Annotated in this window: 25 protein-coding genes; 14 read left to right on the top strand and 11 right to left on the bottom strand. The window is 68.8% G+C overall.

Annotation, left to right across the window (positions count from 1 at the left end; translation table 11 throughout):
- Nucleotides 1-12 precede the first annotated feature (12 nt).
- Entirely contained in the window at nucleotides 13-885 is an 873-nt protein-coding gene (locus CQ042_RS18290; RefSeq protein WP_219844875.1) for a TetR/AcrR family transcriptional regulator C-terminal domain-containing protein, read from the bottom strand.
- 76 nt (nucleotides 886-961) lie between these two features.
- Between CQ042_RS18290 and CQ042_RS18285 the strand changes: the two genes are divergently transcribed.
- Nucleotides 962-2,176, top strand: a complete 1,215-nt coding sequence (locus CQ042_RS18285) for an FAD-dependent monooxygenase (protein ID WP_105671886.1) — start codon at nucleotides 962-964, stop codon at nucleotides 2,174-2,176.
- 66 nt (nucleotides 2,177-2,242) lie between these two features.
- On the opposite strand, the gene CQ042_RS18280 is transcribed toward CQ042_RS18285, so the two are convergent.
- Complete coding sequence (locus tag CQ042_RS18280) at nucleotides 2,243-2,857, bottom strand: TetR/AcrR family transcriptional regulator (RefSeq protein ID WP_105671871.1); 615 nt, start codon at nucleotides 2,855-2,857, stop codon at nucleotides 2,243-2,245.
- A 70-nt stretch (nucleotides 2,858-2,927) separates the two neighbouring features.
- Between CQ042_RS18280 and tet(42) the strand changes: the two genes are divergently transcribed.
- Entirely contained in the window at nucleotides 2,928-4,214 is a 1,287-nt protein-coding gene (tet(42), locus tag CQ042_RS18275) for a tetracycline efflux MFS transporter Tet(42) (protein ID WP_258132339.1), read from the top strand.
- 53 nt (nucleotides 4,215-4,267) lie between these two features.
- On the opposite strand, the gene CQ042_RS18270 is transcribed toward tet(42), so the two are convergent.
- Nucleotides 4,268-4,753, bottom strand: coding sequence for a hypothetical protein (locus CQ042_RS18270; protein WP_105671869.1), 486 nt, complete (start codon nucleotides 4,751-4,753; stop codon nucleotides 4,268-4,270).
- A 177-nt stretch (nucleotides 4,754-4,930) separates the two neighbouring features.
- Here CQ042_RS18270 and CQ042_RS18265 point away from each other — a divergent pair, with 177 nt between their 5' ends.
- From CQ042_RS18265 to CQ042_RS18255, 3 genes are all read left to right on the top strand, one after another.
- Nucleotides 4,931-5,584 (top strand): DUF998 domain-containing protein, encoded by a 654-nt coding sequence (locus CQ042_RS18265; RefSeq protein ID WP_105671868.1) that lies wholly within the window; start codon nucleotides 4,931-4,933, stop codon nucleotides 5,582-5,584.
- A 62-nt stretch (nucleotides 5,585-5,646) separates the two neighbouring features.
- Complete coding sequence (locus CQ042_RS18260) at nucleotides 5,647-6,015, top strand: YciI family protein (protein WP_105671867.1); 369 nt, start codon at nucleotides 5,647-5,649, stop codon at nucleotides 6,013-6,015.
- A complete protein-coding gene (locus CQ042_RS18255) occupies nucleotides 6,012-7,259 on the top strand; it encodes an RNA polymerase sigma factor (protein ID WP_105671866.1) in 1,248 nt (415 codons plus the stop codon). The genes CQ042_RS18260 and CQ042_RS18255 overlap by 4 nt, the downstream gene beginning before the upstream one ends.
- An 18-nt stretch (nucleotides 7,260-7,277) precedes the next feature.
- Here the strand turns inward: CQ042_RS18255 and CQ042_RS18250 are convergent, their stop codons facing one another.
- The 5 genes from CQ042_RS18250 to CQ042_RS18230 form a co-directional block, all read right to left on the bottom strand.
- Nucleotides 7,278-8,108 (bottom strand): nucleotidyltransferase domain-containing protein, encoded by an 831-nt coding sequence (locus tag CQ042_RS18250; RefSeq protein ID WP_258132338.1) that lies wholly within the window; start codon nucleotides 8,106-8,108, stop codon nucleotides 7,278-7,280.
- 98 nt (nucleotides 8,109-8,206) lie between these two features.
- Nucleotides 8,207-10,282 carry a bifunctional lysylphosphatidylglycerol flippase/synthetase MprF gene (locus CQ042_RS18245; RefSeq protein WP_105671864.1) on the bottom strand — a complete coding sequence of 692 codons (2,076 nt, stop codon included), beginning with the start codon at nucleotides 10,280-10,282 and terminating at the stop codon, nucleotides 8,207-8,209.
- A gap of 95 nt (nucleotides 10,283-10,377) precedes the next feature.
- Nucleotides 10,378-11,184, bottom strand: a complete 807-nt coding sequence (locus CQ042_RS18240; RefSeq protein WP_105671885.1) for a tyrosine-protein phosphatase — start codon at nucleotides 11,182-11,184, stop codon at nucleotides 10,378-10,380.
- A gap of 260 nt (nucleotides 11,185-11,444) precedes the next feature.
- Nucleotides 11,445-12,101 (bottom strand): thioredoxin domain-containing protein, encoded by a 657-nt coding sequence (locus CQ042_RS18235; RefSeq protein WP_105671863.1) that lies wholly within the window; start codon nucleotides 12,099-12,101, stop codon nucleotides 11,445-11,447.
- Nucleotides 12,102-12,174: 73 nt separating this feature from the next.
- Nucleotides 12,175-12,603: a hypothetical protein gene (locus CQ042_RS18230; RefSeq protein ID WP_258132337.1), complete on the bottom strand. Its 429-nt coding sequence runs from the start codon at nucleotides 12,601-12,603 to the stop codon at nucleotides 12,175-12,177.
- A 75-nt stretch (nucleotides 12,604-12,678) separates the two neighbouring features.
- Between CQ042_RS18230 and CQ042_RS18225 the strand changes: the two genes are divergently transcribed.
- From CQ042_RS18225 to CQ042_RS18215, 3 genes are read left to right on the top strand one after another with little or no spacing between them, the layout of a single operon-like run.
- Nucleotides 12,679-13,029, top strand: a complete 351-nt coding sequence (locus CQ042_RS18225; protein ID WP_105671861.1) for a PLD nuclease N-terminal domain-containing protein — start codon at nucleotides 12,679-12,681, stop codon at nucleotides 13,027-13,029.
- A gap of 14 nt (nucleotides 13,030-13,043) precedes the next feature.
- Nucleotides 13,044-14,693: a 2-succinyl-5-enolpyruvyl-6-hydroxy-3-cyclohexene-1-carboxylic-acid synthase gene (gene menD / locus CQ042_RS18220; RefSeq protein ID WP_105671884.1), complete on the top strand. Its 1,650-nt coding sequence runs from the start codon at nucleotides 13,044-13,046 to the stop codon at nucleotides 14,691-14,693.
- Nucleotides 14,694-14,709: 16 nt separating this feature from the next.
- Nucleotides 14,710-15,552, top strand: a complete 843-nt coding sequence (locus tag CQ042_RS18215) for a PPK2 family polyphosphate kinase (protein WP_105671860.1) — start codon at nucleotides 14,710-14,712, stop codon at nucleotides 15,550-15,552.
- A gap of 18 nt (nucleotides 15,553-15,570) precedes the next feature.
- On the opposite strand, the gene CQ042_RS18210 is transcribed toward CQ042_RS18215, so the two are convergent.
- The gene (locus CQ042_RS18210; protein ID WP_105671859.1) at nucleotides 15,571-16,824 is read right to left on the bottom strand and encodes an isochorismate synthase MenF; all 1,254 of its coding nucleotides are present in this window, start codon (nucleotides 16,822-16,824) and stop codon (nucleotides 15,571-15,573) included.
- Nucleotides 16,825-16,880: 56 nt separating this feature from the next.
- Between CQ042_RS18210 and CQ042_RS18205 the strand changes: the two genes are divergently transcribed.
- From CQ042_RS18205 to CQ042_RS18185, 5 genes are all read left to right on the top strand, one after another.
- A complete protein-coding gene (locus CQ042_RS18205; protein ID WP_105671858.1) occupies nucleotides 16,881-17,444 on the top strand; it encodes a hypothetical protein in 564 nt (187 codons plus the stop codon).
- Nucleotides 17,441-18,160: a class I SAM-dependent methyltransferase gene (locus tag CQ042_RS18200; RefSeq protein ID WP_105671857.1), complete on the top strand. Its 720-nt coding sequence runs from the start codon at nucleotides 17,441-17,443 to the stop codon at nucleotides 18,158-18,160. The genes CQ042_RS18205 and CQ042_RS18200 overlap by 4 nt, the downstream gene beginning before the upstream one ends.
- Before the next feature lie 46 nt (nucleotides 18,161-18,206).
- On the top strand, nucleotides 18,207-19,268 hold the full coding sequence (locus CQ042_RS18195; RefSeq protein ID WP_105671856.1) for a polyprenyl synthetase family protein: 1,062 nt from the start codon (nucleotides 18,207-18,209) through the stop codon (nucleotides 19,266-19,268).
- A gap of 61 nt (nucleotides 19,269-19,329) precedes the next feature.
- Nucleotides 19,330-20,703: an FAD-dependent oxidoreductase gene (locus tag CQ042_RS18190; RefSeq protein ID WP_105671855.1), complete on the top strand. Its 1,374-nt coding sequence runs from the start codon at nucleotides 19,330-19,332 to the stop codon at nucleotides 20,701-20,703.
- A gap of 62 nt (nucleotides 20,704-20,765) precedes the next feature.
- Entirely contained in the window at nucleotides 20,766-21,773 is a 1,008-nt protein-coding gene (locus CQ042_RS18185) for an alpha/beta hydrolase (protein WP_105671854.1), read from the top strand.
- Nucleotides 21,774-21,779: 6 nt separating this feature from the next.
- Here CQ042_RS18185 and CQ042_RS18180 read toward each other — a convergent pair whose 3' ends face one another.
- Entirely contained in the window at nucleotides 21,780-22,412 is a 633-nt protein-coding gene (locus CQ042_RS18180) for a GntR family transcriptional regulator (RefSeq protein WP_105671853.1), read from the bottom strand.
- A gap of 445 nt (nucleotides 22,413-22,857) precedes the next feature.
- Nucleotides 22,858-23,346 carry a YajQ family cyclic di-GMP-binding protein gene (locus tag CQ042_RS18175; protein WP_105671852.1) on the bottom strand — a complete coding sequence of 163 codons (489 nt, stop codon included), beginning with the start codon at nucleotides 23,344-23,346 and terminating at the stop codon, nucleotides 22,858-22,860.
- Between the two features lie 94 nt (nucleotides 23,347-23,440).
- Here CQ042_RS18175 and CQ042_RS18170 point away from each other — a divergent pair, with 94 nt between their 5' ends.
- The gene (locus CQ042_RS18170; protein WP_258132335.1) at nucleotides 23,441-23,887 is read left to right on the top strand and encodes an NUDIX domain-containing protein; all 447 of its coding nucleotides are present in this window, start codon (nucleotides 23,441-23,443) and stop codon (nucleotides 23,885-23,887) included.
- Nucleotides 23,888-24,143 lie beyond the last annotated feature (256 nt).

Genomic DNA, 24,143 nt, shown 5'->3' with positions numbered 1-24,143 from the left:
CCGGGGCGCGCGTCAGCGCGGCAGCCAGCTCTCGATCCCGTCGAGCAGTCGCTGCAGACCGAACTCGAACAGGGCGTCGAGGTCGAGGTCGAAGTCGTCGGATCTGACGAGGGAGGCGAGCAGGGGCAGATCCGTCGGCGACACCATGGCGGCGATGTCCGTGGACCGCGTGGTCATGTACTCGTCCGCCGTGAGGCCGGTGTCCTGTCGCTGCTCGGCTTCGAAGGCGATGTCGGTCGCCAGGGATTTCACGTGGCTGAAGACGATCACGCTGATGTACATCATCGCCTCCATGCTCAGGCCGAGTGGTTCGAGGGCCCGCAGACACCACTCCGTGTAGCGGAATCCGTTCGGAACGAGCTGGGGTCTCGAGATCGACATCACGCCGGCGAGCCAGGGATGCCGCTGGAAGCCCGCCCACTGCAGCCGTGCCGACACCTCGAGGTCGGCACGCCAGTCGGCTGAAGGCTCGGGGAACGACTCCTCCCCGAGAACCGCGTCGATCATGAGCAGCACGAGGCCGTCTTTGCTCTCGACGTGTCGGTACAGCGACATCGTCGGGGTGCCGAGTTCGGCAGCGATCCGCCTCATGGAGATCGCGTCGATGCCTTCCGCGTCTGCCATCGTGATCGCGGTGGTGACGACCGTCGAGGTCGACAGCGGCGGGGTGGGCGGTGAAGTGTCGGAGGCGACGACGCTCCCGATGCCGGGCGTCGAGACGATGAGGCCTTGCTGCTGCAGCAGGGCGAGGGTCTTGGTCGCGGTGGCGATCGCGACGCCCCATTCGCGTGTGATGCCGCGCGCAGAGGGCACCTGGTCGCCCGGGCCCAGATCGCCTGACGCGATCCGCTCGGCGATCTCCGCCGCGATGCTCTGAGAAGTCACTCGCACCGTACTAGTACACCATCCGTCTAGCTAGAACACTTGTACACCGTACGTCGGCGGTATTACCGTGCGGTACATGAACGAATACAGCGTACTCATCTCCGGCGCAGGCATTGCAGGGCCCGCCCTCGCGCACTGGCTTCACCGGCAGGGCATCCGCTCCACGATCGTCGAGCAGGCACCCGATCTCCGCCTCGGCGGCCAGGCCGTCGACCTCCGCGGTCTCGGCGAGGTGGTCGCGCAGCGGATGGGCATCATGTCCCGTGTGCGCGAGCGCATCGTGAACGAGAAAGGGCTGCGCTACATCGACAGCGCCGGCCGTGAGCTCGCCACGATGCCCGCCGACCTCTTCGTCGGCGATGGCAGCCCCGTGACCGAGATCGAGATCATGAAAGGTGATCTCACTGAGATCCTCCATGACCTCGTAGCCGATCACACCGAGACGATCTTCGGCGACCGCATCGAAGCGCTCTCGGACGGCCCCGACGGCGTCGAGGTCACCTTCCGCAGTGGGGGCGTGCGCACCTTCGATTTCGTGGTGGGCGCTGACGGCATCCACTCCGGTGTGCGGGCGCTCGCCTTCGGTCCGGAATCCGACTACGTCGTCCACCTCGGCGCCTACCTCGGGTACTGCACGGTTCCTGATCCGGGGCCCCTCGATGATTGGTTCGACATGTACAGCGAGCCGGGGAGGATGCTCGCGCTGAGGCCCGAGCGCGGCGGCTCGGCGAAGGCGATGCTGGCTTTCGCGGACACCGGCGCGGACGTGGACCGGCGTGACGTCGCCAGCCAGAAGCGGCTTCTCCACGAGGTCTTCGCGGGGATGGGCTGGCGCTCGGAGGAGCTTCTCGCTGCGGCCGACGCAGATGACGAGTTCCACCTCGACACCGTCAGTCAGGTGCACATGGACGCCTGGACTCGAGGTCGCGTCGCCCTGGTCGGCGACGCAGGCTACTGCGGGTCGCCCCTCACCGGCATGGGCACGAGCCTCGCCCTGGTCGGCGCGTATGTATTGGCGGGCGAGCTCGGGCGCGCCGAGGGAGATCATGTGGCGGCCTTCGCCCGCTACGAGGAGATCATGCGGCCCTACGTCGCGACTGCCCACACGTTGGCACCCGGCGGCGTCGACGGCTTCCTTCCGCGTGGTCGGTTCATGCTCCGGATGCGCGTGCTCTCGGCGCGGCTCATGCACCACTGGCCGATGCGTCAGATCGTGGCCCGGATGCTCGACAAGTCCGAGGCGATCGAGCTCCCGGACTACGCCTCGACCTCGGTCACGACGATGCCGTGATCAACTTTGCCGCGCCTAAAGTTGATGGAGCGATTCCCCGATCAACTTTGTCGTACCTAAAGTTGATCAAGCCCGGAGTTCGGAGATCTTCGCTTCGATCGGCGCCCAGCCGCTGTCGAGCAGTCGGAATCCCGCATCGACGGTTGCGAGGGGGTCGTCGCTGTCGTTGACGAGCAGCTGCATCTGCAGCACGAACCGTGCGTAGACGCGGATCTCGGCGACCGGCTCTGCGAGACCGAGTTCGTCGGCGATGGCATCGGCGAGAGCATCCTCGTGTCGGAGCCACATCTTCGCCGCGTAGTCGCGCAGTGCCGGTGTCTCGTTGAGGAAGCGCATGAAGATGCGGGTGGCGTCGTTGCCGTGCTCATCGACGTTCGCGCGGAGTTCGGCGGCGTAGAAGTCGTGGATCGCCCGGTTGATCGTGCTGCCGGCTGGCCGATCGCGCACCGCGGACACCAGGCGGTCGCGCTGCTCGTCGTCCTCGTCGAAGACGAGGGCTTCCTTCTGCGGGAAGTGCGCGAAGACGGTCGTGGGGGAGACATCGGCGGCATCGGCGACCTCGCGGATGCTCACGTTGTCGAAGCCGCGCTCCAGGAACATGACCGTCGCCACGTCGGAGATCGTCTTCCGGGTCGCGGCCTTCTTCCGTTCGCGGCGTCCGAGGGGCTCTGGGGTCGTCATGGGGACAGCTTACCGTGGACCGACTACAAAACTGGCTTGACACCAAAACTGGTATCGCTACACTTTCGGTATGACTTCACCCACATCCCTCACGCGACGGGACCAGAACCGCGCGTGGATCATGCTCATCGTGCTCACGATGCTGACCGTCATCGGTATGACGGTCGTCCTTCCCGTGCTCCCCTTCGTCGTGCTGCAGTACGTGTCGCACGAGAGCGACCTCGCCATCTGGGTGGGCGTGCTCGAGGCCGTCAACGGTCTCTGCGCCTTCCTGGCTGCTCCCTTCCTCGGCCGTCTCTCCGACCGCTTCGGTCGTCGACCCGTCATCATCGTCGCGGCGTTCGGGGCTGCGTTCTCGATGGCGCTGTTCGGTGTCGGCGGTGCGATCTGGGTCCTCGTCCTCGCCCGGGTCATCCAAGGGCTGACCGCGGGCGACCTCCCCGCCCTCTTCGCCTACCTCGCCGACATCACACCACCCGAACAGCGGGCGAAGCGCTTCGGCCTCCTCGGCGCCCTCTCCGGTATCGGCACGATGATCGGTCCGGCGATCGGCGGTCTGCTCGCCGCCATCAGCATCCAGCTCCCCGTCTTCCTCACGGCGGCCGTCGCCCTCACGATCGCGATCCTCAGCATCTTCCTGCTCCCGGAGAGCCTCAAGCCGGGGAACCGCATCGCCACGATCAGACTGCGCGACGTCCAGCCGTTCGCCGTCTTCAAGGAGGCGTTCGGCCGCAAGGAGCTGCGCGGGCTGATGATCGGCTTCGGCCTGCTCGCGCTGCCGTTCGGGTTCTTCGTGAACAACTTCAGCGTGCTCGCGCTCGACTCGATCCAGTGGGGACCGACGCAGATCGGACTCCTGACCGCAGCGGTCGGCATCATCGACATCCTCATCCAGGGGGTGCTGCTGGGCATCCTGCTACCGCGCATCGGTGAGCGCGGCGTGATCGTGAGCGGCATCGTCGCGCAGATGATCGGTCTCGCGGCCCTCGCGATCGTCGCCTCGGTCTTCGCTCAGCCCTGGGTGTTCATCGTCGGCGCTCTCATGCTGGCCGCGGGCCAGGGCGCCTCGCAGGCCGCGATGGACGGTGCGATGTCGAACGCCGTGGGCGACGACGAGCAGGGCTGGCTCGGCGGTGCCACCCAGTCGCTGAACGCGGCGATGGGCACGGCCGCCCCTCTCATCGCGGGCGCGCTCTACGCGCTGGTCAGCCACGCCGCCCCCTACTGGCTCGGCGTCGCGCTCATGATCGTCGCCGTGATCGTCGTCAGCCGTGCGCACATCGCGAACACGGCGAAGCGGCCGGGAGACGACACCTCCGGTGACGCTCCCGTCGAGCTCGCGGGCGCGGTGGGCTGAGGCGCAACCCGCCGCAGTGGGCAGGAGGGGAGAGCCCTCCTGCCCACGACCGGTCACTTCCGGGTCATCGTCGACGGGTAGCCGCCGCCGCCCGGATACACCCATTCGCCGGCCATGATCCGGTCGTCCTTCGAGAACGTGCCGCGGAAGTAGGCAGGACTGCCCTTCACTCCGCCCCAGATCGTGAGCGTGTCGCCTTCGATCTCGTAGACGTAGTCGAGCGTGTTGCCGAGCGAGTCGTAGAAGCGGGACACCACGTCCTCACCGACCGGCTCCCCGAACGGATGCAGGTTGCCGATCACCTCGAATCCAGTCACCTTCTGCCCGAACTGCTCGAGGTCGACGTGCTGGATGAGGAAGAAGCCTCCCGGCATCCACTCGTAGCGCACCGTGCCGGGGGCACCTCCGTCGACGGTCCACTCACCCACGAGCCGATCGAGGCCGCGCAGCTGAGGGGTGGGTTCCGGCTGCGCGCTCCCGGCGTAGGCGTAGGCGTCGGCGTCGCTCTGCGCGCTCTCGGTCTGCGTGTGGTCATTCATGATCTTCTCCTGTTCGAAACGGCCCGGCGGATGCCGCGCTCACAGGACACGACGGAGCGGCCGCCGACTCTTTGACATGGGGGCGGAGGACGAATCGTCCGCCCCCATGTCAAGATCCGCGGGACGGCGCCGTGGTGTCTTCAGATGCGCCGACCGGGGCATCGGAGAGGAATCGTCATGACCATTCATTCCGCACCCGCCCAGGCGCGGGGCCGTTCGGAACAGCGCGCGTCGACGCGGAGGCTCCTGCTGTTCGCGGCCCTCGCCGGGCCCTTCTTCTCAGTCTCATCGTTCCTTCAGGCGACGACTCGCGAGGGATTCGACATCCGCGTCCATCCGCTGAGCCAGCTCGCCACGGGGTCGCTGGGCTGGGTGCAGATGCTCACGTTCGTCGTCGCGGGGCTTGGTGGCATCATGCTCGCCGTCGCCTATCGTGGGGTGCGCCCTGAAGGCGTCGGCCGTCGGCTGGTCCCGATCTTCGTCTCGGTGTTCGGCGCGGCGTTCCTCATCGCAGGGCTCTTCCCGATGGATCCCCAGAACGGATTCCCCGTAGGTGCGCCGAACGGCGTCGTCCCGATGTCGTGGCACTCGATCGTGCACACGGCTGCGGCGGCCCTGTCGTTCCTCGCGCTCGCCGTGGCCTGCATCACGCTCCTCGTCCGCGAGATCCGAGCCAAGCACGCGGCGGCAGCCATCGGGCATGGTGCGGTCGCGCTCGTGCTCCTGCTGCCGATGTCGCCGACCGAGTCGAGCATCCAGATCGCGCTCGCAGGCGCTGTGGCGTTCGGGTGGGTGACCGTGATGGCGATCCGTTTGCGGAGAGCAGCATGAGCCGTACGGTGGGAGAGACCCATCGCACATCATCGGAAGACGTGAGATCTCGGAGGAGAACAGTGAAGTTCCTACTGCTCAGCTATACGCCTGCCGACGCCTGGGATGCCGCGACAGCGGATGTTCCGAGCCCGGACGCCCTCGACGCCTTCGCGGCGTATCAGCGCTTCGAGGAATCGTTGCGCGCGTCGGGGGAGTTCGTCCTCAGCGAGGGGCTGGGGCATCCGGCGGTCACGACGACCGTTCGACCGACCGCGTCGGGTGTCGTCGCGACGGACGGTCCGTTCGCCGAGCTGAAGGAGGTGCTCGCGAGCTTCGCCATCATCGAGTGCACGGGGATCGAGCGTGCACGGGAGATCGTCGCGGAGATGGTCGCGGTGCTCGGGGAACCGATGGAGATCAGGCCGATCATGGGCGACGACTTCGCGTGAGCGGGACGCCCGGGCGCCGGCGCATCGAGGAGATCCTCCGGCGGGAGTCGCCTCAGGTCCTCGGTGCGCTGGTGCGTCGGTTCGGACGCTTCGACCTCGCGGAGGACGCGACGCAGGAGGCGCTCCTGTCGGCCCATCGCACGTGGCAGGTCGACGCCCTCCCGGCTGAGCCGCGAGGCTGGCTGATCCGGGTCGGCTACCGCAAGCTGATCGATCTTCTGCGCGCGGAAGACGCGGATCGACGTCGCGAATACGAATGGCTGAGGTCCGATCCGCGGCGGGCCGATGCCGCAGCGCCGTCGGGGATGCCGCTGGCCAGGGACGACAGTCTCGAGCTGCTCGCGCTGTGCTGTCATCCTGCGCTCACCGATTCCTCGCAGATCGCCCTCACCCTCCGCGCGGTCGGCGGGCTGACGACCGCGGAGATCGCGCATGCGTACGGCGTGCCCGAGGCGACCATGGCCACCCGCATCAGCCGCGCCAAGCAGACGCTGCGCAAGGCCGGCGCGCGGTTCGAGCTCACCGGCGAGGACGATCTCGCCGCCCGTGTCAGTGCTGTCGAGCGGGTGCTGTACCTGATCTTCAACGAGGGGTACACGGCGACGACGGGTCTTGCTCTCGTCCGTGTGGACTTGACGACCGAGGCCATCCGCCTCACCCGGATGCTCGTGTCCGCGCGTGGTGACGATCCGGAGGCGCAGGGCCTTCTCGCCTTCATGCTGCTGACCGAGGCACGTCGCGACGCCCGCCAGATCGACGACGACCTCGTCGTGCTCGACGATCAGGACAGGGGTGTCTGGGATCGTGCGCTGATCGGCGAGGGGTCGCGACTGATCGAGACGGCGTGGGCGCGGGGAGAGGTCGGTGCGTTCCAGCTCCAGGCGGCGATCAGTGCGGTTCACGTGCACGCCGAGACCGCTGTCGACACGGACTGGCCGCAGATCGCCGCGCTCTACCTGTGGCTCGAGCGCCTCGAGCCCTCCGGCATCGTCCGGCTCAGCCGCGTCGTCGCCGTCTCCCGCGCGTTCGGTGCGCGGCGCGGACTCGCCCTGTTCGACGACCTCGATCGGATGTACGGGCTGTCGTCCGATCCGCTCACGGCCGCCAGGGCGCGGATCGTGCGCGCGCACCTGCTCGATGACATCGGCGAGCATGCCGCGGCGCGCGCCGGCTTCGCCGCGGCCGCCGCCGACTCGGCGAACGAGGTCGAGAAGCGCTACCTCGACGAGCGCGCACGCGGGTGAGTCGAGGCGCGGTTCTGCTCAGCCGACATCCGGTGCGCCGCCGGGGAGGGCCGGACGCGGAAGCTCCCGCAGTCGCGCGATCGACGCGAGAAGCTCCTCCGGCGACGTTCCGAGGCTGCCGAGTGCGGAGGCGGCGGACGCGCTGAACCCGCCCGTGTCGATCGGGAGACGGGCGACGTTCGTGACGAGTCCCTTCTCGTTCGTGATCCAGTTTCCGGCGGAGGCATGCCAGGCGTGCGCGGTGAGCATCGTCGTCGTGGTGCCGCACAGCGAGACATACGCGGCATCGCCCGACTTCGCCCCCTTCATGGCCGCGTTCAGCAGGAAATCGACCTGCCAGAGGTTCGCGAGGAACGCATCGCGCAGGGCCGCCGGGTAGGGCGTCACGCTGCGGGCCAACTCCACCAGGAGTCCCTCCGGATCGCGAAGCGGCACACTCGTCGCGACCTCGCCCGCATACGCGACGTCGAGGAACCCGAGCGGGTGCCCCGGCTGGGGGTGGAAGGCGAACTCGCCGCGTGCGGCGCGCGCGCACTGCTCGGTCACGCGGTCCACATCGCGGAGGATGAGGTCGACGGGAACGCCGTTCACGATCAGCCAGGCACCGCCGTCGACCCATGGCCCCCATCCGCCCCGTTCGGCGACCTCGACGGGCTCGCCGGTCCATCCGCCCGCCACGCGCGCGATGCCCGAGCGGTCGACGTCGGTGTCCACGTACAGGCCCAGATCGATGTCGGAGTCCGGCCGATGCGTGCCCCGGGCGCGGCTTCCTCCCAGCGCGACCGCCCGCACACCGGGCACGCGGTTCAGTTCATCGGCCATGGAACGGAGGCGGTCTTCGTCGAGCACATCCCCGATCGTACTCATGCGCTCGCGAGCGGGTTCGCCTCTATCCGGAAATCGACACAGGGGTTGCGTCATCCGGAAAACGTAATAGCCGCGAGGCGTCAGTCCTTCCCGCCGCGCACGAGCTCGAGTCCTGCGCCGGCGAACTGCCGCAGCGTCGCATCGGGCAGGAACGCCCGCGTGAGCGCCCCGCCGATGCGCGTCAGGTCGCTCTCGTCGCGGAACAGGAGGTACATGGTCTCGTAACGCGGATGGAACTTCTGCTTGAAGCGGTGCAGCGACCCGAAGCCGTAGACGGGCTCCAGTGCCTCGGCGAGCCGCTCGCTGAGCGCCGCGATCATGCCGGCATCCGGTGGATAGTCGTGGGCGAGTGGTGCGCCCGAGAGCGACATGATCTGCGCGCCCTCGTCGGAGAATTGCTTCGCTGAGGATCCGATCAGAAACTCCATGACCGGACCGAACCCGCCGTCGCGACGGCGCATCAGGTCGAGGGTCCAACCGCGCACCGCACCGTCGTCGCCGTACACCGGCAGCCACGACAGGAAGCCGTCGACGTCGCCGTTCGGGGCGAGTGCCAGGGCGAGCCGCACCTCCGGGTCCTCCGCCTCGTCGAGGGTGCCGAGCGTGAAGCGCATCTCCGGCAGATCCTTGTCGCCCACCCAGGCTTCGGAGATCGCCCGCAGCTGCTGCTGCACGCCCCAGGACTCCGCCTTGAGGTGCGTCATCCGGAAGGTCATCTCCTCGCGACCTGCCTTGTTGAGTGAGGTGCGCACCGAGTTCCAGCGCTTGCCCGTGAATTCCAGGCCCGGCAGGTCGACGATCGTGTCGTCGGCCACGACGATGCTCCGCCAGGTCGAGGGGACGGCGGCACGCGTCGCTTCGTCCGCGCTGAAGAAGCAGGGGACGAGGCCGGACATCTCCGCGGCGTGGATGAAGTCCGTCACGGCCTCGGCACGTGCATCCGCCGGACCGATCGGGTCGGCGAGAGCCAGTGCGACGCCGTTGCGGCGCTGGTAGGCCACGATGCCGCCGTCCACTCGGGCGTAGCTGTTGCCGTCCCACGTCGTCATCCAGGAGAGCGTTCCGCCGCCGTGCGCACGCAGCTCCTTCTTCATGTCGTCCGCTGTGGGCGAAGGCTGGATGCCGAGTCTCGTCTTGCGTTTGGCCGCGAACGCGCGGCGGACCCAGATGAGGTAGACGAGCATGATCAGCCAGAGGAAGCCGTTCGCCAGGGCGAGCTCGGTCTCGCCGTCCCACCGGAAGTCGACCTGGGCCTGGCTGAAGACGGTGATCAGCGTCAGCACGAGAGCGGCGACCAGCACGTTGAAGATCCCGAGCAGTAGTGCGAGCACCCAGGTCCAGCGCCGGCCGCGACGCAGACCGTTCACGAGCACGAGGATCACGACGACGTCGATCGCGAGGTCGATGAAACCGCCCGACGCGGGTTCGGTCGGACCGAACGGACCGTCCGTGGGCACGAGGGTCGTGATGATCTCGACCGCGCCGAGCACGATGATCGCGATGACGGCGATCAGACGCTGCTCGCGGACCGTCGTGTGGCGCACCCGCAGCGTGCGGTCGACGACGAGGATCAGCAGCACCGCGAGCAGGTGCTCCAGGTCGGCGACTTTGCCCCAGAACAGCATCGCGATGAACACGAAGCCGAGCAGGATGAGCCAGCCGCGCACCCGCCACGGTGGGCGGAAGAGGCCGACGGCCGCGGCGATGCAGGCCATGGTGCCGCCGGATGCCCCCACGTCGAGCGCCTGTGCCTGCGCCGTGGCCCATGCCCACGGGAACTGCGACAGCACGTACAGCAGCAGCGCGGTCGCGAAGATCGCGAACAGTTGGCCGACCCAGTAGTAGGCGAGGGCGACCCGTGATCCGCGGCGGAACTCCAGATAGGCCATGCCCCAGAAACCGGCGAGCGTGAACACGTAGACCCACGGCTGGTTCACGAAGAAGGTGCCGGTCAGAGGTGTCCACCATCTGCCGTCGGAGAGGCTCGGGAGCCCGTACGCCATGGCCGGGAACAGCGCGGAATCCTCGAACGGCTCCCAGAGACCGCGCCAGACGACGCCCACGACCACGATGAGCAGCATCATCGTCAGGGTCGCCGGGATCCGGCGGATGACGGCGACGGCGGGGTGCCGCGCGGGGGAGCGCTCCTCGGTCATGCGCTCAGCGTAGCGAGCGGGTCGTCTCTCGGGGGAGGGCCGGCGCGGTCAGGGGCCTTCCCCGCCCGATACCCGTGCGGGCGACCTGCATGCCGTCACTCGCCGCGGAGCACGCGCCGCAGGTCGGCGATCTCCTCATCGGTCATGCCGCCGGTGCGGAGGTAGCCCGTCACGTCGCCGTGGTTCGCGTCGATCCAGTCCATCGCGGTCTCGATGGCGGAGGCGGGCGACTCGGTCGCCAGGGACTTGAGCCCCGGGGTGAGGGGGACACCGAGGGAGGTGATGAGTCCGGTGAGCGCCTCGGCGAACCCGAGCGCGAGATTCTTCTCGGTCTGCGTGTAGTCCTCGACGATCGCGTCGCGGGGGACTCCGGCGACGAGCAGCAGGATCGCGGCTGCGAGGCCGGTGCGGTCCTTGCCGGCGGTGCAGTGGAACAGGACCCCGGGGCGGTCGGTGCGCGACGAGGCGAGCACGGTCCGAGCGACGGTCGCGAACTGCGGGGCGCTCGCCTCCAGGATCGCCACATACAACTGCTCGAGGGTCGGGACCTGCTTCAGCACCTCGGCGACCTGCGTGACCGACAGGCTGGCGCCGCCTGCGGCAGGGAGCAACTGCTTCACCATCTCGTCCATGGCGCCGCCCTGCATCGGCAGCGGCACCAGGGCCACGCTGCCATCGGCAGGCAGGCGATCCGCGGCACGGGTGCGCTCGCCGTCGGTGCGCAGGTCGATCACGGTGCCGATGCGGAGGTCGACCAGCGCTTGCAGCCCCTCGTCGGTGAGCGCGGCCAGGGCGTCCGATCGGAACAGGAGGCCCGACGCGAGCTTTCCGTCGCCCGAGGTCGGGAGGCCGGCGAGCTCACGGGCGTTGTGCGTCCCCTGCAGAATCGAAGTCAGTTCCATCGTCGTCCGGGCCCTCTCCCTCGTCGTGGTCTCAGCGTATCGGGGTTCCTCTCCGGTCTTCTCGCCGTTCCGGGCGGTCTTGTCTCCTCGCCGCTCCGGGCGGTCGTGGACGTTTCGGCCGGTGCTGCACATATCCAGGTATGCCTCGAATCGAGGACGACGGGATGCCCGGCATCGAGGATGACGATCAAGCTCGCGCCGGCGTTCTCCGGCTCCGACGCCCGCGCGGCGGAGGACGCCTGAGCCGGAGTCCGACGGACTCAGCCGTTCACGGCCTTCTCGATGGCCTGCTCCAGGTCGTCCCATTCCTGCAGCACGGCCTTCTCGCCGTCGACGAAGAACGTCGGCGTGCTGTTCACCTCGAGCTTCTCGCCGTCGGTCTTGTCGGACTGCACGCGCTCTGCGGTCGCGGGGTCGGCGATCGCGGCGTCGTACGCGGCCATGTCCAGGCCCAGGTCCTCCGCGAGCGCACGGAACACCTCGGGAGTCTCCTCGGACTGCTCGCCCCACTGCGCCTGGGTCTCGAACAGGCGGTGGTACATGTCCTCGAAGCGGTCCTGCTGGCCCGCGGCCTCCGCGGCGAGGGCGGCCTGCGTCGAGTTGATGTGCCCTGGAAGGGGGAAGTAGCGGACGACGTAGGTGATCTCGCCGTCGTACTTCTCGCGGAGTTCTTCGACGATGGGGTAGAACGCTCCGCAGGCCTCGCACTCGAAGTCGAGGAACTCGACCACGGTGACGGCCCCCTCGCCGCCGTCATCGAGCACATGGGAGTCGGTGCGGACGGTCTGCAGGTCGCCGCCCTCGCCCTCGGGCAGTGCAGAGGGCTGCTGCTGCGTGATCGCGAAGACGATTCCGACGATCAGCAGGACGATGGCGGCGGCGATGGCGATCAGGGTCGCTTTGACAGAGTTCTTCATGGGGTCTCCAGACACACGGGTACGACGAGGGAAGGGATGCCGCGCGAGGGCGGCTCGATGCACGCGTCGGTGTTCAGGTGCGGGAGATCGAGAGCTGCGTGAGGGTGAGGGCCGAGACGAGGATGCTCGGACCGGCGCGACTCGGCGACACCCGGTGCGGTGTGCCGGTGCCGAGGGGACGGGTGCCGCGACCGCGGAGCAGGCGGAGCAGCAGCACCAGGCCGATGCCGCAGAGGACGGCGAGCAGGCAGATGCCCATGTCGGACGTGAGCGTGTCGATCGCCGTCGCCCCGTCCGCCGCCGCGCCGGTGGGTGCGGCGCCGTCCTGCGTCGAGACGCCGGAGGCGAGGCACAACGTCGCGTGCACATCGGCGCTGCCGCGTGAAGTCGACCAGGCGCCCACCACGAGCAGGAGCGCGAGGCCGACGGCCGTGATCACCCGGGCGATCAGCATCCGCTCGGCCCGCGCTCGCGGCATCCGTACCGGCGATGAGGGCAGCATTTCCCGCGCAGTCTAGCAACGGAGCCTCTGTCCTCTCCGAGACCAGGACACCGCCGACGCGCCTACACTGGAGGGGTGGCGAGACTACTGATCGTCGGCGGCTTCCTCGCCGCCGTGTTCTGGGTGTTCAGCATCGTCGACTGCGCAGTGCAGCCGGCGGCGCGGCACCGTGGCGTGTCCAAGACCGCCTGGGTCTTCATCGTGGTGCTCCTTCCGGTGATCGGCGGCATCCTCTGGTTCGTGATCGGTCGTCGACGCGCGAACGACCCCGGTGTCCGCCCGGTCATCGCGCCGGACGACGATCCCGCCTTCCTCCGCAGCATCAGCAAGACCGAGCAGGATGCGCGCATCCGTCGCCTCGAAGAAGAGCTCGCGCGTCTGGATGACGAGACCGACGAGCCTCCCGCCGCGGATCAGCGCCCGTGACGACGTCGCCGGCCATGGATGCTGCGGCATCCCTGATCGCCGAGCTCGTCGGGAACGGCGTGCGCGACATCGTGCTGTCCCCCGGTTCGCGTTCGCAGGCCCTCGCGCTCGCCGCGGTGCGATTCGCAGAAGACGGGCATGTGCGGGTGCACGTGCGCATCGATGAGCGGGTCGCCGGTTTCACCGCCCTCGGCATCTCCCGAGAGTCTGGCGTGCCCGCCGCCGTCGTCTGCACCTCGGGTACGGCCGTCGCCAACCTGCTGCCCGCGGTGATGGAGGCATTCCATTCCGGGGTGCCGCTGCTGCTGCTCACCGCCGATCGCCCGCCCGAGCTGCGCGGCGTCGGCGCGAACCAGGCGACGATCCAAGAGGGGCTGTTCCACCCGTGGGTGCGCGACCAGATCGATGCGCCGGTGCCGGGAGACGGCCAGTGGGCGGGACTCGCCGAACAGGCCGTGGCCGCGGCGATGGGCGCCAGCGAGGTCGAGCGCGGCCTCCGCGGAATCGCCGGACCCGTGCATCTGAACCTTCCGTCCAGAGAGCCCCTCTCGGGTGACCTGCCCCCGGTCTCCGTCGTCCAGGGCGACGCCCCGGAAGCGCAGGGAGCCGAGCCCTTCGAGCTCGACCGTGGCCCGCGCACCGTCGTGGTCGCGGGCGCCGACGCCGGTCCCGATGCCGAGGAGATCGCGCACGCCGGTGGCTGGCCGCTGATCGCCGAGATCGTGAGCGGCGCGCGGTTCGGCCGGCAGATCGTGCACGGATATCGTCGGCTGCTGTCGCGCGAAGACCTCGGCGGACGCATCGAGCGGGTCGTCGTCCTCGGGCATCCGACACTCAGTCGTGAGGTCGCCGCGCTCCTCTCCCGTGGTGACGTCGCTGTCATCGCCGTGCATCGTGGCGGCGAAGAGCTGAACCTCAACCACCGCACGCGGGGCGTCGACGCCGTCGTCGTGGCCCCGGGCGTCGTCGACCGCGCCTGGCTCGGCGAGTGGATGCAGGCATCCGCCGCAGAGACCGTCGATCTGAGCGAGCACGCCCCCGACCCGGAGGGTCTGGCGTCGACCGACTTCGCCGCGCGCAGGGAGGCGGTGAAGGCCGAACTCGACGCGGTCCGCCGTCCGCTCGACCGCGAACTCCTCGTCGACGCGGTCTGGCGTGCGACCTGGCCGCACGACCGACTCGTCTTCGGCTCCTCGCGGTTGGTGCGCGTCGCCGATCAGGTGCTCGGCGGCAAGAAGGTCCCGGTGCACGCCAACCGCGGTCTCGCCGGGATCGACGGCACGATCGCGACCGCGACCGGGATCGCGATCGCCAGTCAGGCCGCCGGAGCGCCGGGGGTGACCAGGGTGCTGCTCGGCGACCTCGCGTTCCTGCACGACGTCGGCGCCCTGCTGCTGCCTCCGGATGAGACGGAGCCCCGGCTGCAGGTCATCGTCGGCAACGACGGCGGCGGCACGATCTTCGACTCCCTCGAGGTCGCGTCGTCCGCACGCCCGGGCGACCTCGACCGCGCCTTCTACACGCCGCACACCGTGCGCATCGAGCACCTCGCGCTGGCCTACGGCTGGGAGTACCAGCGGGTCACGACGCGCACGGCGCTCGACCAGGCCCTGACCTCTCCGCACGGTGGGCGTCAGATCATCGAGGTGCCGCTGACGCGTTGACTGGCAGGATGTGCCTATGAACGCGCACACCTGGACGCAGACGCTGCAGGTCGACGAGGGGTTCCGCCTCGCCGACGTCGATCCCGACACCAAGCCCGGCTACGACCACGGGAAGTCCCGGGGCGTGTCCGACCTCGCGGCCGGGCTGGCAGACCTCAACGTTCTGCAGGAGCGGCTGTTCGCCGAGAGCCGGGTGGGGGTGGCGAAGGATGCGGTGCTCCTCGTGCTGCAGGCGATGGACTCGGCAGGCAAGGGCGGGATCGTGCGGCACGTGGTCGGCGGTGTCGATCCGCAGGGCGTCGCGCTTGCGGCGTTCAAGGCGCCGACGGCGGAGGAGCGCGAGCACGACTTCCTGTGGCGCGTCGAGAAGCGACTGCCCGAGCCGGGGTTCATCGGGGTGTTCGACCGCTCCCACTACGAGGACGTGCTGATCGGTCGCGTCCGTGAGCTCGCCCCGCCGACGGAGATCGAGCGCCGGTACGACGCCATCAACGAGTTCGAGGCGCGGGTCGCGGCATCCGGCACCCGCATCGTGAAGGTGATGTTGCACATCTCGCCGGAGGAGCAGAAATCGCGTCTGATGGAGCGCTTGGAGCGCCCGGACAAGTACTGGAAGTACAACCCGGGCGACGTGGACGAGCGGATGCTGTGGCCGCAGTACATGGAGGCCTACCAGACCGTGTTCGACCGCACGTCGACCGAGGCGGCTCCGTGGCATGTCATCCCGGCGAACGCCAAGTGGTACGCGCGGCTCGCCGTGCAGGAGCTGTTGCTCGCGGCGCTGGAGGACATCGACCCGCAGTGGCCGGGCGCCGACTTCGATGTCGAGGCCGAGAAGAAGCGCCTCGCCGCCAGCTGAGACGGAACGACGCGCGCGTCAGGCCAGCGCGTCGACCAGCGGTCGGAACTTCACGCGGGTCTCGAGCAGTTCGCTCTCCGGGTCCGATCCCGCGACGATCCCGGCTCCCGCGTATGCGGTCACTCCGATCGCGCCCTCGCCGGCGGTGAACTGGGCGCAGCGCAGCGCGATCGCCCACTCCCCGTTGCCCGCGGCATCCACCCACCCGACCGGGCCGGCGTAGCGCCCGCGGTCGAACGGTTCGAGCTCGCGGATCGCGGCGATGGCGGCAGGCGTCGGCGTGCCGGCGACCGCGGCGGTCGGATGCAGCACGCGAACCAGGTCGAGTGCGGATTCGCCGTCGGCCAACTCGCCTTCCACGTCGGTCGCGAGGTGGAAGAGGTTCGGGAGCTTCAGCAGGAAGGGCTGCTCGCTCGCGGCCAGCGCGCGTGTGTGCGCGCGCAACGAGGCGAGCACGCTCTGCACGGCGTACTGGTGCTCGTCGAGGTCCTTGGTACTCGAGGCGAGGTGGGCGGATGCCGCGGTGTCGGCATCCGCGTCGGCTCCGCGGCCGATCGTCCCGGCGAGCACTCGGGCCGTGACCGTGCCGCTCTGCACCGTGACGAGTGTTTCCGGGCTCGCCCCGATCAGGCCGTCCACCGCGAAGGACCAGGTGTCGGGATATCCGGTCGACAGTGCGCGCACGAGGCGGCGCAGGTCGGAGCCGGCGGGGATGGTGCCGGTCAGGTCGCGCGCGAGCACCACCTTGCTCAGCTCGCCGTCGGCGATGCGGGTGAGGGCGTGGCGCACCGAATCCTGGTATCCCTGCGGGCTCTGCGCCCCGGGACCGACGGTCCCCGCCCAGTGCGGGCCGTAGGGCCGGGTGGCGAGCGCGTCGTCTGCGCCGGGCGTCGCGGCGAAGTGGATGCGGGTCTCCCAGAACCGATCGCCGTGTCTGCCGAGCACCTGCGTCGGCACCACGAGCACGCTGTCGGCGGCCGAGCCCTCGTCGAAGGTGAACGCACCGAATGCCACCAGGCCGGTGCCGGGTAGCCCGATCGGGTCGGAGATCTCCGCCTGGGCGGCCAGACCGCGCCACGCCCTCGCGAGCGCCGCGGTGCGGGATTCGCCGGTGTCCCCGCGCGGTCGCAGTTCGACGAGGGTCTCGCCGACCGCGACGATCCCGTCTCCGCGCCGCAGCCAGGCGAGCGGACGGTCCGGATCCGCATAGGCCAGGAGGTCTTCGACCGGGTCGATCTCTCGGGTCTCCACGACCAGGTGGGTGGTGTGCACAGACCCAGCCTATGCCGCTCAGGCGGCACGGATTCGCGCCGTCGTAGGGTGAACGGATGAGCGACGCACGCCCCGCACCCGGCACCGAGATGGTCTTCCAGTGGCGCAAGTGGGACGGGTCGCCGCACTGGCGGCACGAGTGCGTCTACCTCGGCGCCGACGAGTGGGGCGATTGGATCGGGCAGCCTGTGGGCTGGCACAGCGTGCGTCCCGGGGCGGAGTTCCACGCCGGCGGTCCGAACGTCACCCTGGTCCCGGCCGGCGGCGACCACGCGCTGACCGTGAACCGCCGGCATCGTCGGGGGATGCGCATCTACATCGACCTCGGGTGGGACATCCACTGGTCCGACGATCCGCTGCTCGCGACCGGGATCGACATGGACCTCGACGTGGTGCGCGTCGAGGGGGCACGGGGAACGTGGGTCGACGACCGCGACGAGTGGGCCGAGCACAGTGCCCGGTACGGATACCCGGCCGACGTCATGGCGCATCTCGAGGCCCTGGCCCTCGACCTCGAGGAGCGGGTGCGGGCGCAGGTCGCTCCGTTCGACGACGCCACCGCCGATCCCTGGCTCGACCGCCTCGAAGCGCTGAGCCTCGCGCCTAGACTGAAGCCGTGACCTCGAACGAGAAGAACCGCGCCGATCTCGGCAAGGACCCCGCCCGCGTCAGCGGCATGTTCGACCAGGTCGCTGCAGGATACGACCGCACCAACACGGCGATGACTTTCGGCAACGATGTCCTGTGGCGCGCGGCGACCACGCGGGCGGTCGCTCCGAAGCCGGGGGAGCGGATTCTCGACCTCGGCGCCGGCACGGCGTCGTCATCGGCGTCCCTCGCGCGCAGCGGTGCCGAGGTGGTCGCAGCCGACTTCTCGCCCGGGATGCTCGCCGAGGGAGAGCGTCGGCACGGCGCCCTGCGCAACCTGTCGTTCGTGCAGGCCGACGCCACCGACCTGCCGTTCCCCGACGCCCACTTCGACGCGGTCACGATGTCGTACGCCCTGCGCAATGTGAATGATCCGAAGAAGGCTCTGCGCGAGCTGTACCGGGTGACCAAGCCGGGGGGCAGGCTCGTGATCAACGAGTTCTCGACGCCGCCGGGCAAGCTCTTCCGCGGCGCCTACCGCTTCTACAACGCGCAGGTGCTGCCGCGGGTCGCGCGGGTCGCCGGCACGAACGGTGAAGCCTACGACTACCTGAACGAGTCGATCCGCGAGTGGCCGGATCAGAAGAGGCTCTCGGCGTGGATCCGCGAAGCGGGCTGGACCGATGTCGCATACCGCAATCTCTCGTTCGGCATCGTGGCCCTGCACAGAGCGCGCAAGCCGGAGTGAATCGCCGGGGCGAAACGGCCACACCCGACGCAGGTAGGCTGGAGCCGTGACTTCGAGCCCCATCGCCCCGGGTTCGCGACTGGCGAGCCGTCTCGGCTTCAGTGATCGCGTCTTCATCGGCCCTGCAGCCCGACGCGTCGCGCGCGCCATCGAAGACGGGCTGGAGCTCGTCGAGACCGGTCTGGCTGACGACGTCCGCGTCGCCGACCCCCTGGCCGATGCCGCCAGCCGCTATCTGTACGAGGCGGGCGGCAAGCGCATCCGCCCGGTGCTCACCCTCCTCGCCGCGCAGCTCGGCGACGGCAACACTTCCGAGGTCATCGACGTCGCCAAGGCGCTGGAGATCACCCACCTGGGTTCTCTGTACCACGACGATGTGATGGACGGCGCCGACCGTCGCCGCGGAGTGCCGGCGGCGCATGCCGTGTGGGGCAACAACATCGCGATCCTCACGGGCGACATCCTGTTCTCCCGCGCCAGCCAGTTGATGTCACGACTGGGCGAACGGGCGATCCGGCTCCAGGCGGACACGTTCGAGCGTCTCGTGCTCGGTCAGATGCACGAGACCCTCGGCCCGCAGCCGGGTGACGACCCGATCGCGTTCTACATCCAGGTGCTCGCCGACAAGACGGGTTCGCTGATCGCCGCAGCCACGCAGGGCGGCGTGATCTTCTCCAACGCGCCCGCAGCTCTCGAGGAGCCGCTGCGGGTGTACGGCGAGAAGATCGGCGTCGCGTTCCAGCTGCTCGACGACGTGATCGACCTCTCGGCCAAGCCGGAGGAGACCGGCAAGGTCCCCGGTACCGACCTCCGCGCCGGCGTGCCGACCATGCCCTACCTGTTGCTGAAGGCCGAATCCGATGCGGTCTCCGTCGACCTCGCGGCCCGGATCGATGACGGGGTCGCCCTGATCGCCGACGGCGCCGATCCCGCGATCCTCGACGGGCCGTTGGACGAGCTGCGCGACCATGCGGTGACGCAGAAGACCCTCGAACTCGCGCACGCGTGGACGCAGGATGCCGTCGACGCCCTCGAACCCCTCCCGCGCGGCACCGTGCGCGAGGCGCTGACCCGATTCGCAGAGACCCTCGCCGAACGCTCCAGCTGAATCTGTGCGGGCGGCCCGTCGGGCCGCGCCACGGTTGCGACGGCACACGAAAGGACCTCCCATGACCAAGCTCAGACTGGCCATCGTCGGTGCGGGCCCCGCGGGCATCTACGCCGCGGACATCCTGCTGAAGGCCGAGCGCAAGTTCGACGTCTCGATCGACCTCTTCGAACAGCTCCCCGCACCGTACGGGCTGGTGCGCTACGGCGTCGCGCCCGACCACCCCCGCATCAAGGGCATCATCACGGCTCTTCGCGACGTGCTCGACCGCGGAGACATCCGGCTGTTCGGGAACGTCCGCTTCGGCGAGGACATCACGCTCGATGACCTCAAGAAGCACTACAACGCCGTGATCTTCGCGACCGGCGCGATCCGCGACACCTCGATGGACATCCCCGGGATCGACGCCGTCGGGTCCTACGGCGCCGCCGACTACGTCAGCTGGTTCGACGGACACCCCGACGTCCCGCGCGAGTGGCCGCTGGATGCCGCCTCGGTCGGCGTGCTCGGCAACGGCAACGTCGCGCTCGACGTCGCCCGCATGCTCGCTAAGCACGCTGAGGACCTCCTGGTCACAGAGGTGCCGGCGAACGTCTACGAGGGCCTCGAGGCCAGCCGGATCACCGACGTGCACGTGTTCGGCCGCCGCGGTCCCGCGCAGGTGAAGTTCACCCCACTCGAACTCCGCGAGCTCGGCGAGCTCCGCGATGTCGACATGGTCGTCTACGACGAGGACTTCGACTACGACGAGGCGTCGAAGGATGCTGTGGCCAGCAACAAGCAGGTCATGGTCATCGACCGCATCCTGCAGTCCTGGCGCAAGCGCGACTCGGTGAACAACGCCGGCGGTACTGCCTCGCGGCGACTGCACCTGCATTTCTGGGCGAAGCCCGTCGAGGTGCGCAAGGACGAGAACGGGCGCGTCGCCGGGCTCGTGTACGAGCGCACCCAGCCCGACGGACAGGGTGGCGCCGTCGGCACCGGAGAGATGCGCGAGGTGCCCCTCCAGGCGCTCTACCGCGCCATCGGCTATTTCGGCTCTCCGCTGCCCGGGGTGCCGTTCGACAAGAAGCACGGTGTGATCCCGAACCGCGAGGGACAGGTGCTCGCGAAGGATTCCAACGAGCGCGTCTCCGGCATCTATGCGACCGGCTGGATCAAGCGCGGCCCTGTGGGGCTGATCGGACACACCAAGTCCGACGCGATGGAGACCGTGCGGCACATCATCAACGACCAGGGGTCGTGGTGGCACCCGGAGGACCCCTCCGAGGAGTCGATCGTCGCGCTGCTGCAGGAGCGGGGCGTGCGCTGGACTGACCTGGACGGATGGCACCGCCTCGACGAGCACGAAATCGCTCTCGGCGCTCCGGAGGAGCGCGCCCGCGTCAAGGTCGTCCCGCGTGACGAGATGGTGCGGGTCTCGCGCGGCGAGTAGCGCCGTCGTCCGCCTGTCCCGACCGCGTCTCGGCTAGCCTGGCCACGACGGGGGAGGAACGCATGGCCGATTGGGTCCCTGATGTGCTCGGCGACGAGTTCCAGCAGCTCACGCTCGATCTCGGCACCGATGACCAGGGGCCGGTGGTCGCGACTCTGGTCCGCGCGCTCCCGACCGAGCCGAGCTGGTGGGAGCGGGTGCGCGGACGTCGACCGCTCCTCGACGGGGTGGACGTGCTGTACGTGCACGGCTGGTCCGACTACTTCTTCCAGAAGCGGCTCGCCCGTTTCTGGTCGTCCCGCGGCGCACGCTTCTTCGCACTCGACCTGCGCAAGTACGGTCGCAGTCTCCGCGAGGGGCAGACTCCCGGCTACGTCGCCGACCTCGCCACCTACGACGAGGACATCGGGGCCGCGCTCGTGGCGATGGGTCGCGGGGAGGGCGGGACTCAGTCCGGCCGACGCCTCGTCCTGCTCGGACACTCCACCGGTGGCCTCACGCTGAGCCTGTGGGCCTCGCGCCATCCGGATGCCGCTGATGCCGTGATCCTGAACAGTCCGTGGCTGGAGTTCCAGTTCGCTCCGGCGAGGGCGGCGATCGCGCCGATGATCGAACTGCAGGCGAGGATCTGGCCGATGGAGGCCGCACCCCAGGTGGATCTCGGCTTCTACACGCGGGCACAGGAGGAGGTCGCCGACCCCGACGACCCGATGGACGTGAACCTGCAGTGGCGCCCGGCGCAGACCATGGCCGTGTACGCAGGGTGGCTGCACGCGATCCTCTCCGGGCACAAGACCGTGGCGGCGGGACTGTCGATCACCGCGCCCGTGTGCGTGCTGCTCTCGACACGGTTCGTCCCGCCCACGCGGTGGTCCGAGGACCTCACCTCCGCCGATTCGGTGCTCGTCGTCGACGACATCGCCCGTGCGGCGCTCCGGCTCGGATCGACGGTCACGGTGGAGCGCATCGACGGCGCCCTGCACGATGTCTTCCTCTCCCGGCACGAGGCCAGAGAGGACGCCTATCGTCGGCTGGACCGATGGGTCACGGGGTGGCGTTCCGCGGGCTGACGCACGTCACAGGTAGTACATCGCCCGGACGAGGCGCTCCGCGGCTTCGCCGTCGCCGACGCGGACGGCGTCGAGGAATTCCTCGTACACCTGTCCCATCCGACCGCGATCCGACGTGGGGACCGCCCAGTCCCGGAGGTTGCGGTGCAGGACCATGCTCGTGTCTTCGATGAGGGTCCGGTGCTGCGTGTTGCCGCTGTGCTCGCCGAGGTAGGCGAACACCGCCCACCGGGCACTCGAGGTGGTCGTGCCGTCGTCCAGCGCGACGTGCATCGCGGTCGTGAGTCTGAGGGCGTGCTCGCGCTGTGCGGACGTCATCCGCGGCACCGCCAGTCGGGCGGCGATCCCCGCCTGGTACCCGGCGAACTCGAGCGACTGCGCGATCGTCTCCGAGGTCACCGCGGTGACCTCCGTGTACCTGCTCGGGTACATCGTCACCATGCCCAGGCGCTCCAGTCGTTGGAGTGCCTCGCGCACCGGTGTCCGTGACACGTGCAGCTCTTCGGCGACGTCGACATCGCGGATGCGCTCGCCCTCGGCCAGTGTTCCATCGATGATCTGCCTGCCGATGTGGTGGAAGACCTCCTCGGCGAGCAGCTGCTTGCTCTCGCCGATATTCGTCGATCCGATTGTCCCCATGGATCCTGCCCCCAGTTGCCGTTCTCGTCCCGGAGCGCCCCATGATTCGCCCGGGAGGGCAACTACATCATGAAGTCGCGTCGGATGCCAATATCGCCTCTCCGGCGCCGTGGTCCGCGTGGGGGCGCGCTGCACGAGTCGGGGAGGGGTCTTCTGTACTCGTGGTTCCGTGGCCGGCGGATGCTGAGCATCCGCCGGCCACCGAAGACGCGAGCGCATGGAACTGCCGCGGCCTCGTCCCCACGAGGGCAAGCTCGCAATCCCGAAAATCACGTAGCCGAACGACGGCAGTGCGTCACGCGGCGTTCGCGTCGTCGGTCGCATCGAGTCGACCGCTTCCAGTCTTGGGTACCGGAACCCATATATCGGTATGCAATCCAGGGGAAGCGAGAGGGAGGTCGGATGCCCGTGGCATCCGACCTCCCTCCGTCCCGCAGTGCAGGGACTACCGGTAGTTGATGAACTGCAGATCGAGGTCGAGGTCTGCGCCCTTGAGCAGGGCGATGACCTGCTGCAGGTCATCGCGGCTCTTGGACTGCACGCGCAGCTCGTCGCCCTGGATCTGGCTCTTGACGCCCTTGGGGCCCTCGTCGCGGATGATCTTGTTGATCTTCTTCGCGTTCTCCGAGGAGATGCCGTCCTTGAGCGTCGAGACGATGCGGAACTCCTTGCCGCTGGCGAACGGGTCGCCCGACTCGAGGCTCTTCAGCGAGATCCCGCGCTTGATGAGCTTGGACTGGAACACGTCGAGGACGGCCTTCGCCCGCTCCTCGGTGTTCGCGATGATGAGGATGCTCTCACCGCTCCAGGCGATCGATGCACCGGTGCCCTTGAAGTCGTAGCGCTGCTCGATCTCCTTGCGGGCCTGGTTCAGAGCGTTCTCGGCCTCCTGGTGATCGACCTTCGAGACGATGTCAAATGAGCTGTCAGCCATATGTCAACTGTAACCGGGGGCATCCGCATCTGTCGCGTGGGGCTCCTGGGGGCACAGCCGAAGAGGCCGGGAGAACGATGCCTAGACTGCTTCGATGCCGATGTCTCCCTACGTCCAGTCGATTCGTGCGCAGATCGGACACGATTTCCTGCTGCTCCCCGGAGTCACGGCTGTGATCCGCGACGGCGAGCGGTTCCTGCTGGCCCGACATGCGCATTCCGGGCTCTGGAGTCTGATCGGCGGGGGCATCGAACCCGACGAGGAGCCGTCGGATGCCGTCGCCCGCGAAGTCTTCGAAGAGACGGGAGCGCGAATCCGGATCACCGGCGTCGTCGGTGCCTATGGCGGTGAGCCTCTGCTGGTCACCTATCCGAACGGCGACCAGGTCGGATACGTGACGATCGCGTACGAGTGCGAACTGCTCAGTGAGGCGACACCGGACCTCGACGAGATCATCGAACTCGGCTGGTTCTCCCGCGAAGCCATCTTCACCCTGCCGCGGCGTGACTGGATAGATCGCGTCATCCGGGATTGCTCCTGATCGCCGTGATCTTGGGGGCGACGCGATAGAGCCCGCCTCATCCAGGGTGAAAGCAGCCCTGCGCCCGCGCGATCAGTACCGCGCCGCGGCGAGGGAGGCCTGCGCACTTTCCTGCCGTCTTGGAAGCGTTTTCACAGCTCGAATCCTCGAAGCGCACGGTCACGGGTTGATATCAACGCCCTCTCTCATTGCGAAAACCGCTGATTTCGATGCATACTGTAAGCGCTTGCAGTCCTTGCAGGTGATCAGCACTGAG

Source organism: Microbacterium sp. MYb62 (genome assembly GCF_002979475.1).
Classification (GTDB): domain Bacteria; phylum Actinomycetota; class Actinomycetes; order Actinomycetales; family Microbacteriaceae; genus Microbacterium.
Note: the sequence above shows the minus strand (reverse complement) of the source record. Positions and strands in the feature narration are given on the sequence as shown.